Source organism: Psychrobacter muriicola 2pS (genome assembly GCF_904846535.1).
Taxonomy (GTDB): domain Bacteria; phylum Pseudomonadota; class Gammaproteobacteria; order Pseudomonadales; family Moraxellaceae; genus Psychrobacter; species Psychrobacter aquimaris.
In genome coordinates this window covers 256,816-270,531 of the sequence record NZ_CAJHBC010000003.1, presented here as the reverse complement: position 1 = coordinate 270,531, position 13,716 = coordinate 256,816, and the positions used below count along the sequence as shown (strand labels likewise).

Here is a 13,716-nt window from a genome sequence, read left to right as displayed (position 1 = left end):
TTCTAATGCGATTGCTGCCGCAATACCTGCATTAGCATTTTTTTCTACATTATCGATTCGTTCGTTTGTGACATAAGATATCTGTTGGAATTGGTCACCTAAATTGGTAATTTTATTATCCAACTGATTATCTCGATTATCTAAAGCATTAAGTGCATCACCAACGTTGCTCTGCGACCCTCCATTAACTGCATAAGCAGGTCCTGTGTTAGTATCATAATTTGCACCACCACCAAAATAGCTGTAAATATCGGTATTATTCGTATACAACTGCGAGCCATTCACGGCATCTTTAGATGTTGAGTTAATGGCACCGTTAGAAACATTTCCCACTTTCTTGTCACCTGCATTGATTCCAGATGCATTAATTGAAACGTTACCAACCTGAACCGAATCGAAACTGACATCCTTTTTAGTGGCTACTTGATAATCATAACTACCATCTGAATTTTGAGTGGGTGTCACTGTCATATTACTACCAGCTGATACTTTGGATTTCGCTGCCGTTGCTGCATCACGCACAATTTGTTGTAACTGGTCTTCCGTTGCTGCTTGCCCAGAGACAATGCTATTTGGATTCCAAGTGGTATTGGTCAGGCCGTTTACTGTACCTTCTTTACCATTAACTGCAACTTGACCGGCAGTAAGATTACCTGCCACTCCATCGATATTAATATTACCGACATTGATTGCACTATCATCGCCATTAATGACCACTGCATTACTGCCATTACCAATGGTTACTTGGCTGCCCAGTCCGATAGAGATATTATTGTTATTGTTTGTGACAGTCACTCCGCTAACAGCATCGCCTTTGATGTTTAAATTATCTCCAGGTTTGATTGTGCTGGTTGCAGCATTGCCCGAGTCTGTCGTTACTGTCCAGCCTTGGTTTGCGTTTGCAGCCTGTTTGTTAATATACTCGATAGACTTATCAATGGTGTTTTGACCTGTACCACCAATGTTGCTCCATGAAATTGTATTATTAGCATATTCTGCATTGCCACCAAATATATTGGTGACATTGTTTCCTAATGAATATAGCTGACTACCATTAATAGCGTCTTTCGATGCTGCTGAAACGTCACCCGCTTTAACCTGAGTAATAATAGAGTTGTTTGCATTGATACCACTGGTGGTGACACTAGGTCCGCCAGTAATGGTTAAGCCATTATTGTCAGTGATCGTCGCGCCTGTGGTCACGCTACCTGCTGCGCCCAAGTTAATATTTGGGTTTAAGGCAAAGTTAGCCCCGTCAGTCGTCGCGGTCGTGAGGATATTACTATCAGTGGTCAGCCCAATGGTGCCACCTAACTGGTAGGTTCTTTCATCGCCATTAAAGCTGAGTATGAGGCCTTGGTTGATCTGATTTTGAGCGGTGCTGATATTGCTGTTAGTCTCAAACAATTGGCTGCCATTAACCGCATCCATTGATGTGGTACTTAGTTCAGCATCAGCGACATTGGTAAGTTTCACTGGAATAGAGGCGTCTGCACCACCCAAGGTGACACTGGTCTTAGCAGGATTGTCATACTGTACTGAGTTGTCAGCCTTAACCAAACTTGCCTTTGTTTCTTGGCTTAAGTCAATGGCATAATCCGTTACATTATCAGTATCTTTATTGCCAGCAATCACCTCTAATGCGTTGGAACCAGCAGAAGCCGTGGTGCCATTGGCATTAATCGTATAAATATCTTGGCCATTAGCGCCAGTAGTCTTAAGCACGTTGGTGAGGTTAGTACCAGCAGCAACTTCTGATTTAGCGGCAGCAGTAGCGGTCGTAATTTGACCGACATTAGCGGCATCAGTAGGATCAACACCCGCTTTAACCTGAGTAATAATAGAGTTGTTTGCATTGATACCACTGGTGGTGACACTAGGTCCGCCAGTAATGGTTAAGCCATTATTGTCAATGATCATCGCGCCTGTGGTCACGCTACCTGCTGCGCCCAAGTTAATATTTGGGTTTAAGGCAAAGTTAGCCCCGTCAGTCGTCGTGGTCGTGAGGATATTACTATCAGTGGTCAGCCCAATGGTGTCACCTAACTGGTAGGTTCTTGCATCGCCATTAAGGCTGAGTGTGAGGCCTTGGTTGATCTGATTTTGAGCAGTGCTGATATTTCTGTTAGTTTCAAACAATTGGCTGCCATTAACCGCATCCATTGATGTGGTACTTAGTTCAGCATCAGCGACATTGGTAAGTTTCACTGGAATAGAGGCGTCTGCACCACCCAAGGTGACACTGGTCTTAGCAGGATTGTCATACTGTACTGAGTTGTCAGCCTTAACCAAACTTGCCTTTGTTTCTTGGCTTAAGTCAATGGCATAATCCGTTACATTATCAGTATCTTTATTGCCAGCAATCACCTCTAATGCGTTGGAACCAGCAGAAGCCGTGGTGCCATTGGCATTAATCGTATAAATATCTTGGCCATTAGCGCCAGTAGTCTTAAGCACGTTGGTGAGGTTAGTACCAGCAGCAACTTCTGATTTAGCGGCAGCAGTAGCGGTCGTAATTTGACCGACATTAGCGGCATCAGTAGGATCAACACCCGCTTTAACCTGAGTAATAATAGAGTTGTTTGCATTGATACCACTGGTGGTGACACTAGGTCCGCCAGTAATGGTTAAGCCATTATTGTCAGTGATCGTCGCGCCTGTGGTCACGCTACCTGCTGCGCCCAAGTTAATATTTGGGTTTAAGGCAAAGTTAGCCCCGTCAGTCGTCGCGGTCGTGAGGATATTACTATCAGTGGTCAGCCCAATGGTGCCACCTAACTGGTAGGTTCTTTCATCGCCATTAAAGCTGAGTATGAGGCCTTGGTTGATCTGATTTTGAGCGGTGCTGATATTGTTGGTGTTAGCAGTTAAGCTGGTGTTAACAGCCTTCAGCTGTGAGACGTTCACTGCATCAGTATCGGTAGCACCTGCAGCCACACCGGTCATACGTCGGTCACCAATATTAACTTCACTGGTTGCGGTGCCAAGGCTAATAGGGATGGCATTACCATCAGCGTCTAATGGTTGATAAGCTGCTGTACTTAATGTGGAACCATCAGCGATGCTACCTTGTCCCAATGCAACAGAGTTATCAGCAGTAGCCTGTGAAAACTGACCTATAGCGATCGAACTGGCTCCTGAAGATACGGCAGCAGATCCTACAGCGATCGAACTGTCTCCTAAAGACTGTGAAAACTGACCTATAGCGAGCGAACTGGCCGCTTTAGACTCTGAACCAAAACCGATAGCGACAGAGGTCGTACCTGCAGACTCAACACCAGAACCCACAGCGAGCGAAAAATTACCTGATGATATGGCATCAACACCAGCGGCAAGCGAATTGCCTCCTGACGATACCGCACCAACACCTGCGGCAAGCGACCTTTCACCTGAAGATAGGGCATTAACGCCGGCTGCGAGTGACTGCACCCCTGTAGACTCTGCACCCACACCGGCGGCAAGCGAATCCATCCCCGGAGCTGCTATCGCTTGAGTGGTACTTAATAATATGCTGGTACCCATTATCAAACCAACCAAAGATGGCAACAGGCGAGAGGTAAAAAAGAAAGTTGAAACGAGAGGATTTTTACTTGAGGCATCAGGCACAGAATATGCTGACGTAAATACGGTTTTAGTGTTTTTAGGTGTGCTTTTAGTGAGTTCAGAAATGGCTATGCATACACCTAATCTTGCGTTCCATACCACACGATAGACTTTGTTCATTTGTTAACTCCTTAGGCTCTCTGAATTAAATCAAAAGAAAAATCTCTAATTCGTTAAAACTTTAGCCTGCTGTTTTGGGTGTTTTTTGTAAACCATTGAATATACAAAGGTTTATAAGGTAATAATCAGTATACATGTGAAAAGCAGAATTAATAATAAAATTATTGTTAAAGCTTAAACTGATATTTTTATCCCAAAAACGTCATAAATTTGACTACTGTACTCCTCACTTAAGACTGAAATAGTTATTTTATCTACTTAAATAACCTTATGCATCTAAGATACTGTTTAGCTTGTCATAACTTCAAAGAGATATATGATCTTGATTCCAATAACCACCCAAGCTTATGTATACGTGTATGCCCCTTAAAAAACTCCAACGACGTTGCCTTGCGACTAAGGTTTTAAGGGCATCAATAGTCGCTTCAATCATATACTCATAAATCTGCTCAGCCCATCAGTATCGCCTCCATACTCTGATACCGCTTCTTTACCCGCTGTGCTTTAGTCCGTGCTACTCTAATGCTTTTAGACCCGCTTTGGCAATGTGTACGTCTTCGCTGCCATGTGCGCCGCCCACCCCGATACCGCCGACTACGATGCCATCGATATAAATGGGCACGCCGCCATCTAAGATAAGGATATTTTCATCAAGATAGCGTAGGTCTTCAGGAATCGTGCCGTCTTTGATGCCTTTGGCGATGACCGCCGTTTCTCTTTTTTGTGAGTTTGCCGTGTAGGCTTTTTTATAACTAGCACGCACGGTATGCACGCCTGCGCGGTGATCTCTGAGCACTGCTAAGGTTTGTCCGGAGGCATCAACGACGGTGACGGACACCATTAAATTGTTGTTTTTGGCTTCTAATGCGGCGGCATTCACCATGTTTTGTGCCATCTCGCCGGTCAATAATGGAATGGTTGCCACATCTGCTCCTTGGGTTACTACGTTTGGTTTCATCGCTTGATACTGCGAGGTGTTGGCACACGCGGAGATGGACAACAGTGAGGTTGCAAGCGCGGCATAGATAACGAGTTTTTTCATAATCAGTCCTTTCATAGTTAGTCCTTGAGGTTATTTTTAATATCGTATGACGTGACTTAATATGCCTGAATCAAAGCTTAGACAAGCCAATCGCCTGATGATAACTTGCTGGGGCAAACTTGATGGTGACAAACAGCATGCCGATAAGGCTGATTAATAGCATCCACCAAACCGCTTCAAAACTCCCAGTCGACTCGCGTAGCACACCTGCGACATAAGGCGCGATGGCGGTAATAATAAAGCCAATGCCTTGAACAAATGCTGCCAGTGCCCCAGCGAGTTTAGGCTTGGACAAGTGATCTAGCGCGACGGTCAATGTCAATGAAAAGCAGGCACCAAGACCACAGCCAATCAAGGCAACCCACAAGATTAGCAAAGTTGTCGGCATTGTAATCAAACCTATAAATCCAGCGATCTGTATCCCTACGGCAAAAAATAACCAAGGACGACGGTCGAGACGATGGGCAGACAACATTGGAATAACAAGCGCACCAATGACCTGAAAAATCGTCATGATACCGATCAGCTCGCCACTATTTTGCGCGCTCCAGCCCAAAGTCTGCGCATAGCTTGGCAACCATGCAATCATACAAGCATATCCGGCGTTCGCCAGACCAAAATAACTTGCCAGTAGCCAAGCACGGCGATTGCTAAAAAAGTTGATTTTTACCCCATCGTCTCGATTTTCTATCTGCTCAGAGGGGCGACGCCACCATAGCACGAGAGCAAAAACTGGCACTATCAGCCAAATACCCAAACCGGATTGCCAACTGCCGTAATGTTGAGCGACTACCGGACTCAAGATAGCGGCAACCCCGCCACCGGTCATCAGTGCGGCAGAGTAAACGCCCATAGCAAGTGGCACGCGCGCAGGATACCAGCGTTTGACCACACCAGGCGCCATTGCTTGCACGATGGCAATACCCGTACCGCCTACTAAGGCGCTGGCAATTAGCATCCCTCCGGTGTCTAACCACAAGCGCCATAAACCCGCTAAGGCAATCGCCAACAGAGCGCCTGTGATCCATGCGCTTTCACTAAATCGTCGCCCAATCCAAGGCAACAGTAGCGGAAATATGCCCATACATAGCATGGGTAGCACCACCAATAATGAGGCAGCTTGTAAACCCATCGCTGTACTTAGGCGAATCTCTGTCAGCAATGGACCAGTAGAAGTAATGGTCGGACGCAGCGTCATGGCTAACCCAGCAATCACCAGCATAGGAAACAACAAGGTCAGCATCGACGCACGGGCCGTGGAGGAGATATGATCGGTACTCATGAATAATGTAAAATCCGTATTAAGACAGGCAGTACCAAAAAATCACCGCCTGAGTCGCCAAAAAAGTCGACGTTACTATACGCCGACTTTTTCAATAAGTGCTATTTTTAAAAACCGCTGATAAAACTGCTATTTATACTTAAAGCGTCATTTAAAAAATTGCCATTTAAAAAGGTTTGAAGGGTAAGAATTTACCATCTAAAGTAATCACTGCGCGGTCGCCACCTTCAGGGTCAGCCACTTTTTTGATATCCATTTTGAAGTTAATGGCACTGATGATACCATCACCAAACTGTTCGTGAACCAAGGCTTTTAGCGTGGTGCCATATACCTGCATCATCTCATAAAAACGGTAGATCGTCGGGTCAGTAGGAATCTCACTACCAACGCTGCCTCGTGATGGAATGCATTGTAGTAAAGCGATGGCGTCCTCATCAAGCCCTAAAGTTTCGCCAACTTTTTGGGCGGCATCAGCAGGTAGCGGATGCTGACCCAGCAAGGCGGCGGTAACAAAGACATCACTCAAGCCTGTGCCTGAGGCGATTTGCTCAAAGGAGAGGTTTTTTGCCGCTTTGGCAGCAATGATGGTATCCGTTAATGTTTGGCGTGCAGTGTTGCGCACTTGAGACTGAATCATAATAATACCTTTTAAGATTGTTGATGGTTATTGAGTTAATGACTCTGGCGAATCATTTAGGTTAATTAATTTTCTGATTATTCATAATCATTGATAATGACAGTTATGCAACTCTAAACGGCGACTGCAAGTGGCGCTAGCGGATAAGCACGAACCTCAGTGTGTGTTGCCAATGAGACAAATTCATTGGTCGCGCCGTCTAAGGCATCGATATCACCGGACTCGATATCGTAGACCCAACCATGTAGGGCTAAACGATTTTCTCTTAGTGCCAGACGTATCGAAGGATGGGTTTTGATGTTTTCGATTTGGGCGATGACATTTTCACGAACCATAGAGGCGACTCGCTCGCTATCACTGACGTGGTCACGGGCTTCATTGACAACTCGTGCTGAGTCGGCGTAGCGAAGCCAGCTGCCCACCGCTGGCATATGATCCATGCAGCTGCAGTTAGCAATCGCAGTCATCGCGCCGCAGTCAGAGTGTCCGCAAATCACCACATCCGTGACTTTCAAAGCGGTAACGGCATACTCAACTGACGCGGATACCCCGCCAGGCTCAGGACCATAAGAGGGCACAATGTTGCCCGCATTGCGAATCACAAACAGACCGCCGGGTTCGTGTTGAGTAACGAGCTCGGGAACCAAGCGGCTATCTGAACAAGAAATAAACAGCGTGCGTGGGTTTTGTTTGGTCGCCAAGTTTTTGAATAAATCGGCGCGTTTGGGATAGGCGTCACTGTGAAATTTTAGAAAACCTTCAATAATATCTTTCATCGCGTTGGTCTCTGTGGAGTCGATAAAAGGAATGATACTCCGCTATCGTTATAAGGTAAAATACTGGTATATTATAATATCGATAAGAAATACTTATAATCAAACCTTGATAGACTCCTAATCCATAAGAGATGCCCCATGATTCTTCGACACATTAAGTATTTTTTGGCAGTGGCAGAGTACCAAAGCTTTACCCAAGCAGCGGCGTCTTTGTATGTCTCACAGCCAGCGTTATCACAGCAGATTAAGCAGTTGGAGGAAGGTCTGGGCACGACTTTATTTGATCGCTCTGGTCGCCGTGTCACATTGACCGATGCCGGTGATGTCTATGCACGCTATGCTCATAGAGCCTTGCAGAATTTGGAGGAAGGACGGCGCGCCATTCATGACGTGCAAGATCTCAGTCGCGGCGCGTTGCGGATTGCGATTACGCCTACCTTTACCACCTATTTGCTTGGACCTTTAATTAAAGCGTTTCATACTCGTTATCCGAGTCTCACGCTGAGTGTGCAGGAGATGTCACAGGAGCAGATGGAAAAGCAAATACTTGATGATGAGTTTGATGTGGGTATTGCTTTTGAAGATGTACAGTCTGCCGATATCGACACACAAACCTTGCTGATAGAGACGCTCGCATTGGTTGTTAGTAAACATAATGTCCTTGCTAAGCAAGCGGCGATAGATTTGCCAACACTACACGCGCAGTCGCTGGTATTGCTGAGTCGTGAATTTGCCACGCGCGGACAGATTGAGCATTATTGTCGTCAGCATGACATTGCGCCAAACGTATTGATGGAGGCAAACTCGCTAAGCGCTGTCATCGAAATTGTTCGCCATACCCAACTGACCACCTTATTACCCTCCAACATCGCTCATAACTATGATGAGCTGGTGGCGATTACCTTAGCGCCGTCTTTACTCCAGCGTACGGCGGTATTATTGCAACGAAAAGGCGCGTATCAGAGTGCAGCGACCAACGCATTTATTGCGTTGGCACATGAGGTCTGCTCAAGCACGGTTGCATCCAAGGCACTGTTTTTCAAGTAAAATAAACTCAAAAAATGAACGGTCACGATGAGATAGGAAAAAGGTCAATGCTTCAAACATTTATTCACTATTTTTTTCATTTAGGTCTGCCTTTTATCATCGCCTATGTATTTTTTCGCAATGACTATAAAAGGGTTTATCTGATATTGTTAGCCACTATGTTGGTTGATTTGGACCATCTACTAGCAACACCTATCTTCTCGCCTAATCGCTGTAGTATTAACTTTCACCCGCTGCACAGTTATTATGCGATGGCAGTATATGTGGGTATGTTAATGTTACCTAAGCCTTATAGAATCATGGGTTTGGGTTTGGTCTTGCATATGCTGACAGATCTGAATGACTGCGTCATGACGTATGTTTATTTGCCTCAAGCATTAGATAATGCGCCTGCTCGTGAGCTTGTCATATGGTTGGCAGATAGGTTCAAGTAGTCTTTTTTAACTTTTTACCGCATACCTATTAATTCAAGATTTATAGTGGATTATCTGCCAAAAAAGCCGCACTACTTGCTGAGTCCATTGCTTCTATATTAAATATAAAGTCAACATACAGAAGATAAATATAGACAAAAAAAGCCTCACTTATTAATAGTGAGGCTTTTTTATTGAGTGGCTTATTTAGCCATCTATTCGGCAATGATTATTTAGCGACTGCTTTAAAATTCGCCACTTGGTTCGCATTGGTAATGGTCAATACAGGCATATTATTGGCATTTTTGCTCATGCTATATTTACCGTTTACTGTTGCTAGTGTGGCGGTATCAAAGTTGGCTTGTGGTGCAGGGCAGGCCATTCTCGTGCTTCTGACTGGGCCTATTTTTACCTCACCATTTACCACGCTGTATTGAGCAGCCATATTATTGCAAGTATTCATAAAGCTAACGATATTGCTCCCATTTTCCGTCATAAAATTGAGGGTTAATGGTTTGGTTGGATCAAAGAATAATGGGGTGATGGTGTCACCATTGCTGCTTTTGGCATCAACGAGTTGCCAATTATAGGCTTGCAAGGCATCAGAGGTAATAGGCTGGGTAACTGGTGCACTTGGAGTAGATGTGGTTTGACAACCTGCTGCCAATGTACCCACTGCTAAAATGCCTACCATCATTACCTTGGTTATATTTTTCATATAAAGTCCTTTATTGTTTATTGCTGCAATTATTATGTAGAGGTATTTATCTCAACATTATCGTGCTCGCTGTCCCAATTACTGACATGAAACACTATCAGATGCAGGCATTATTACAAAGCAATGATAGCGATACAAGCACCAGTAACCATTCAAATACCAAGTTGTTTTTATATCGATAAGTCTTTAAAAGGCTGAGTATTCAGCATGTGCTGCTCTCAATAAATAATATTATTCATATGACTGGTTAAATCAGATATGGCGTGTTTAACGCAAAACGTTTTATAAAAGGTAAGTGCTATTAGGCGACCACATCCTTACGTTGGGATAACAGAGGGTTTGCCGAAATAGGGAACGCCTTGTCATAGAGCCAGTTATAGACGAAAGCATACATCAGATAAAAGGTAGCCATCGTAATATCCATCATAAAGGCTTGCCAGAGGCTGATACCTAAGTACCATGCAATCATCGGCAAGAACAATAACAATAGACCCCCTTCGAATAAAAAGGCATGTAAGACCCGAATCGGAACGGTCTTATGTACATCGCCGCGCAGCTTTAGCAGGGAATGGTCGAATAATAAGTTATAAAAGTAGTTCCATAGCGTCGCGATAATGGAGCCTACCACGGCAATGAGACCTATCGAATGAATATCAAAGCCAAATAACCAGCTTGCCAACGGCACAAATATGATTAAGCCTATTGTCTCAAAACCTAAAGTATGGCGAATACGATCTTTAACGGTACGCATCAAGCTTCCTAATTGAATCAGTTATTAATCCAGCTATTGTATCTGTTAAACTCTTATAACCAAGTTAGAACCTATAGGGTTTTTAGATAGATGAGCCTTTCATTAGAGCAACTGCAAGCCTTTGTCGCCACGGTAGAGACAGGCTCTTTTTCTGCCGCCGCCCGTCACCTAGGCAAAGCGCAGTCTGCTATTAGCACAGCAGTGTCAAATTTAGAAATTGCTTTAGACAACAGCTTATTTGTCCGCAGTGGACGCTATCCAGTCCTAACGCCAGCTGGAGAACGCTTACTGGTAGAGGCGCGAGTGATACTTGAGCGCTGTGAACACTTTCGCGGGGTGGCCAAAAGTCTGGGCGAAGGAGTAGAGAGCCGATTGGTACTGGCAGTCGATGAGCTATATCCAGAAGCACAACTTGGTAGTCTCATGGAAGAGTTTTCTAGACGTTTTCCCAGTGTGGAGCTCGAGTTATTGTTTCCATTGATGGAGGATGTCAGCCGCTTGGTGTTAGAAGACCGCGCTGATTTGGGCATTATGTGGCGTCAAGAAATACTGCCTTCAGCATTAAACTTTCACGCGCTTGGTTGGGTGTCATTAAAGATGGTGTGCGCACCAGAACATGAGCTAGCTCATCAGCCAGTAGGGTGGGAGGAGTTGAAACGCTATCGGCAATTGATGGTCGCCACTCGCAATCATAGCGAAGAAAAAGCGCGGTTGCGAATAGCTGCGGATGTTTGGTGGGTTGAGAGCCAGTGGGTTATCGTTGAACTGGTACAGCGCAATCTAGGCTGGGCGTTTGTGCCTGAGCATGTAGTCGCCAGTGCCTTGGATAATGGTTATTTGGTCGCACCAATATTAGATTTTGACGATCATGATTGGCCAGTGGCCTTGGAGCTTATTTGGCACAAGCAGCGCCCATTAGGTAAAGCTGCTGCTTGGTTGAAATCGGCAGCGATTGCGCTAAATAAGTGATATTAAGCTATAGATTTGAGTAGGTTATAAATTTGAACGGTTTTTAATACAAACGCTTTAGTGGTCAAGTTCTACTATGCTTCAGTCCAGCGTATGTTTTTTACTTAAAAACACGATACAGCTGAGCGACAGCAGTTGTCGCAGGCTCTTATTAGACGCTTTATTTTTCTCGATTTTTATATTATAGTTACTGAGTTAGGACGTTATTCAGTCAGGAAAACAGCAACATAAAGTTAACCCTCGAGGCGCAACGCTTCACCCTATAACTTCGCTATTGCTGTTAAATATTAATACTCTGGCTGGCATTAATCATTATTTTTCTAATCAACTAAATCCAAACTACTAATAAATCATAGCCATAATGAAAATGAAGCTAATAGACTTCTTATTGTCAAAATAAGTCTAGGGCATGTCCTCAATCTGAATGAAAGCGCCTAACTAGGCTAAAAATGGCTAAAGCTTGCAAACTGCGTAAAGTATCTGGTTAATATCTCGATATTATCTGTGCTCTCTTTCTTGTTTGGCTGCCATTTATCTCATTTTTATCATTATTTTCAAAATGAGAACATGCCCTAGTTAATCACTAAAAAATTATCATTCACTCATTTTACTTTTTAACGTTGCTATAAAAGCGGCGGACAAGCTCGGCTGACTTAAATTTGCTCTGAGAATCAAATAAAAAATTAAAAAATAAGGAAAATACTATGACAAATACAAATTTCGCTTTTGAACCAAAACGTATCGATAATTTAAATTGGTCAGGTATCTCAGAACTTCCTGAATTAATTCAAAATGATTTACAAACCAAGCAAAAGACGCCGCTGTTTTATCTGCATAACGAGTCTATCGATAACTATGAAGATGATATTTACTTTGTGAACAACAGCGATGAGACATTAAGCTTTGTTGCTCCCTATGAGCTGATGAAGAGAGACCTAGATTGCCCTGAGGTGGTGGTTGCTGCCGAACCAAATGAACGTGATAAATCCCTCACTTATACCGATGTCTTGCCAAAGCAAGGCGTGAGAATTGATCGTCAACATATCATCTATGATAGTGACTATATCAATCAAATCATTGTGTATACCATGAGTCGTGCCAGCAAGGAGATGTGGGGAGTATGGCGTTTGAATGTGTGCGAAAAAGGCTTGTTTTCGTCATCCTCTCCATTGCTCTGGGAGGAGGGTACTAAGCCTTCACAGGTGGTGAGTGCTGATAAGCTCAGTGAACCCCAAGATCTTCCTATTTTACCTTGCGTATTGCCCATACGTCAGCAGTTATACCAGCAATGGGTGGAACATTATGACCATGCGAGTGCGAGCTTGATGAGGTCTATCACCGATATGATCTATCGTTATGACTTTGGTATTGTGGGATGTTATTACAATGATAATTGGGATGAGTACAGCAGTGAGGCAGAGCAAATAGCCAACATGCTGATCAAGGAGGGCGCTGATAGCGCAAATGAGGTTCTCGCGATGATGACTGAGGTCTACGATGTGTCATTTGGTGCTGGATATACGAGGGTTCCTATGGATGTCGCTGAGCGCATTTACGATCTATGGTTGAGACATAAAAATACGGTTAATAAATAAAATAGTTAATTAAAGGAGAGCGCTATGATGTTTCCTATTGAAAATAATAATACCTTTTTACTGTTTTTTCACGGTCTAGATTCGAGCAATGAGACCAGCAAATATACCTGTATTAGCCGTGAACCTAAAACTTGCCAAACTGTCAATTATCGAGAGAATTTCAACGAGATTTTCGATATTTATGACACATTAATCCAAGAAAAAATGCAGCAGCATCCGCGAGTCGTCTTAGCAGGACACTCACTTGGCGCATGGTTTGCCAATCATTTCGCCCACAAATATAATTTGCGTGCGCTAATGATTGCGCCTTGCATTTATCCCAGTGAGGTTTTAGCTGATCGCATACCAAAAGTGGCTGATATGAAATTGTCATTTCCTACCTCGAATACTGAGATGGTACGAGTCATGGTTGAAGTTGATGATGAGTGCTTAGATGTGGCAGTCGCTAGACGCACACTGGTCAATTTGCCTGAAAGCTGGGAAGTAGAATATTTTGAGCGTGGTCATCACCGTATCGCTCGTAGCGAAGATATTTGGTATCACTTGGTTCATCTGTGCGAAGACCCCATCGTTTGGATGGATGACGCGACGTATCATGGGGAAGACTAAATACAATCAGCCTTAAAGTAAGGCCTTATTAATTGCTAATATAAAACTATCGTGGGTTTAAGGGTTTGCCAAGTTGTTCAATCATCACTTAGCAAACATTTCAACTGGCAAAATATTGCCAAAATGAATGAGGCAAAGTGTGAGTCGGTGATTC

11 protein-coding genes and 1 pseudogene are annotated in these 13,716 nt (G+C 43.9%); 5 read left to right on the top strand and 7 right to left on the bottom strand.

Features of this window, described 5'->3' with window-relative positions; translation table 11 throughout:
- Positions 1 to 48: 48 nt before the first annotated feature.
- The 5 genes and pseudogenes from JMX93_RS05860 to JMX93_RS05840 form a co-directional block, all read right to left on the bottom strand.
- Positions 49 to 3,723, bottom strand: a pseudogene (locus JMX93_RS05860) (ESPR-type extended signal peptide-containing protein); the annotation flags it as partial.
- A 514-nt stretch (positions 3,724 to 4,237) separates the two neighbouring features.
- Positions 4,238 to 4,765: a GlcG/HbpS family heme-binding protein gene (locus JMX93_RS05855; RefSeq protein WP_287045538.1), complete on the bottom strand. Its 528-nt coding sequence runs from the start codon at positions 4,763 to 4,765 to the stop codon at positions 4,238 to 4,240.
- Between the two features lie 70 nt (positions 4,766 to 4,835).
- Positions 4,836 to 6,047: a CynX/NimT family MFS transporter gene (locus tag JMX93_RS05850; RefSeq protein WP_499204154.1), complete on the bottom strand. Its 1,212-nt coding sequence runs from the start codon at positions 6,045 to 6,047 to the stop codon at positions 4,836 to 4,838.
- Positions 6,048 to 6,213: 166 nt separating this feature from the next.
- A complete protein-coding gene (cynS, locus tag JMX93_RS05845) occupies positions 6,214 to 6,684 on the bottom strand; it encodes a cyanase (protein WP_499204153.1) in 471 nt (156 codons plus the stop codon).
- Positions 6,685 to 6,797: 113 nt separating this feature from the next.
- Entirely contained in the window at positions 6,798 to 7,460 is a 663-nt protein-coding gene (locus tag JMX93_RS05840; RefSeq protein ID WP_443214482.1) for a carbonic anhydrase, read from the bottom strand.
- 138 nt (positions 7,461 to 7,598) lie between these two features.
- Here JMX93_RS05840 and cynR point away from each other — a divergent pair, with 138 nt between their 5' ends.
- Together cynR and JMX93_RS05830 are read left to right on the top strand one after the other, a co-directional pair.
- A complete protein-coding gene (gene cynR, locus JMX93_RS05835) occupies positions 7,599 to 8,507 on the top strand; it encodes a transcriptional regulator CynR (protein WP_499204152.1) in 909 nt (302 codons plus the stop codon).
- 47 nt (positions 8,508 to 8,554) lie between these two features.
- The gene (locus JMX93_RS05830) at positions 8,555 to 8,941 is read left to right on the top strand and encodes a DUF6122 family protein (RefSeq protein WP_499204151.1); all 387 of its coding nucleotides are present in this window, start codon (positions 8,555 to 8,557) and stop codon (positions 8,939 to 8,941) included.
- A gap of 208 nt (positions 8,942 to 9,149) precedes the next feature.
- Here the strand turns inward: JMX93_RS05830 and JMX93_RS05825 are convergent, their stop codons facing one another.
- Positions 9,150 to 9,638, bottom strand: a complete 489-nt coding sequence (locus JMX93_RS05825) for an META domain-containing protein (RefSeq protein ID WP_499204150.1) — start codon at positions 9,636 to 9,638, stop codon at positions 9,150 to 9,152.
- Positions 9,639 to 9,939: 301 nt separating this feature from the next.
- A complete protein-coding gene (locus tag JMX93_RS05820) occupies positions 9,940 to 10,389 on the bottom strand; it encodes a PACE efflux transporter (protein ID WP_499204149.1) in 450 nt (149 codons plus the stop codon).
- 90 nt (positions 10,390 to 10,479) lie between these two features.
- On the opposite strand from JMX93_RS05820, the gene JMX93_RS05815 reads away from it, so the two are divergent.
- The 3 genes from JMX93_RS05815 (at position 10,480) to JMX93_RS05805 (ending at position 13,562) form a co-directional block, all read left to right on the top strand.
- Positions 10,480 to 11,358: a LysR family transcriptional regulator gene (locus tag JMX93_RS05815; protein ID WP_499204148.1), complete on the top strand. Its 879-nt coding sequence runs from the start codon at positions 10,480 to 10,482 to the stop codon at positions 11,356 to 11,358.
- Positions 11,359 to 12,062: 704 nt separating this feature from the next.
- On the top strand, positions 12,063 to 12,953 hold the full coding sequence (locus JMX93_RS05810; RefSeq protein ID WP_499204147.1) for a hypothetical protein: 891 nt from the start codon (positions 12,063 to 12,065) through the stop codon (positions 12,951 to 12,953).
- Positions 12,954 to 12,977: 24 nt separating this feature from the next.
- Complete coding sequence (locus JMX93_RS05805; protein WP_499204146.1) at positions 12,978 to 13,562, top strand: YqiA/YcfP family alpha/beta fold hydrolase; 585 nt, start codon at positions 12,978 to 12,980, stop codon at positions 13,560 to 13,562.
- Positions 13,563 to 13,716 lie beyond the last annotated feature (154 nt).

Excerpts from the sequence above, each read along its gene's own strand:
- JMX93_RS05840 (WP_443214482.1), bottom strand. The coding sequence starts at position 7,460 with ATGAAAGATATTATTGAAGGTTTTCTAAAATTTCACAGTGACGCCTAT.
- cynR (WP_499204152.1), top strand. The coding sequence starts at position 7,599 with ATGATTCTTCGACACATTAAGTATTTTTTGGCAGTGGCAGAGTACCAA.
- JMX93_RS05805 (WP_499204146.1), top strand. The coding sequence starts at position 12,978 with ATGATGTTTCCTATTGAAAATAATAATACCTTTTTACTGTTTTTTCAC.
- JMX93_RS05830 (WP_499204151.1), top strand. The coding sequence starts at position 8,555 with ATGCTTCAAACATTTATTCACTATTTTTTTCATTTAGGTCTGCCTTTT.
- cynS (WP_499204153.1), bottom strand. The coding sequence starts at position 6,684 with ATGATTCAGTCTCAAGTGCGCAACACTGCACGCCAAACATTAACGGAT.
- JMX93_RS05825 (WP_499204150.1), bottom strand. The coding sequence starts at position 9,638 with ATGAAAAATATAACCAAGGTAATGATGGTAGGCATTTTAGCAGTGGGT.
- JMX93_RS05855 (WP_287045538.1), bottom strand. The coding sequence starts at position 4,765 with ATGAAAAAACTCGTTATCTATGCCGCGCTTGCAACCTCACTGTTGTCC.
- JMX93_RS05810 (WP_499204147.1), top strand. The coding sequence starts at position 12,063 with ATGACAAATACAAATTTCGCTTTTGAACCAAAACGTATCGATAATTTA.
- JMX93_RS05850 (WP_499204154.1), bottom strand. The coding sequence starts at position 6,047 with ATGAGTACCGATCATATCTCCTCCACGGCCCGTGCGTCGATGCTGACC.
- JMX93_RS05815 (WP_499204148.1), top strand. The coding sequence starts at position 10,480 with ATGAGCCTTTCATTAGAGCAACTGCAAGCCTTTGTCGCCACGGTAGAG.
- JMX93_RS05820 (WP_499204149.1), bottom strand. The coding sequence starts at position 10,389 with ATGCGTACCGTTAAAGATCGTATTCGCCATACTTTAGGTTTTGAGACA.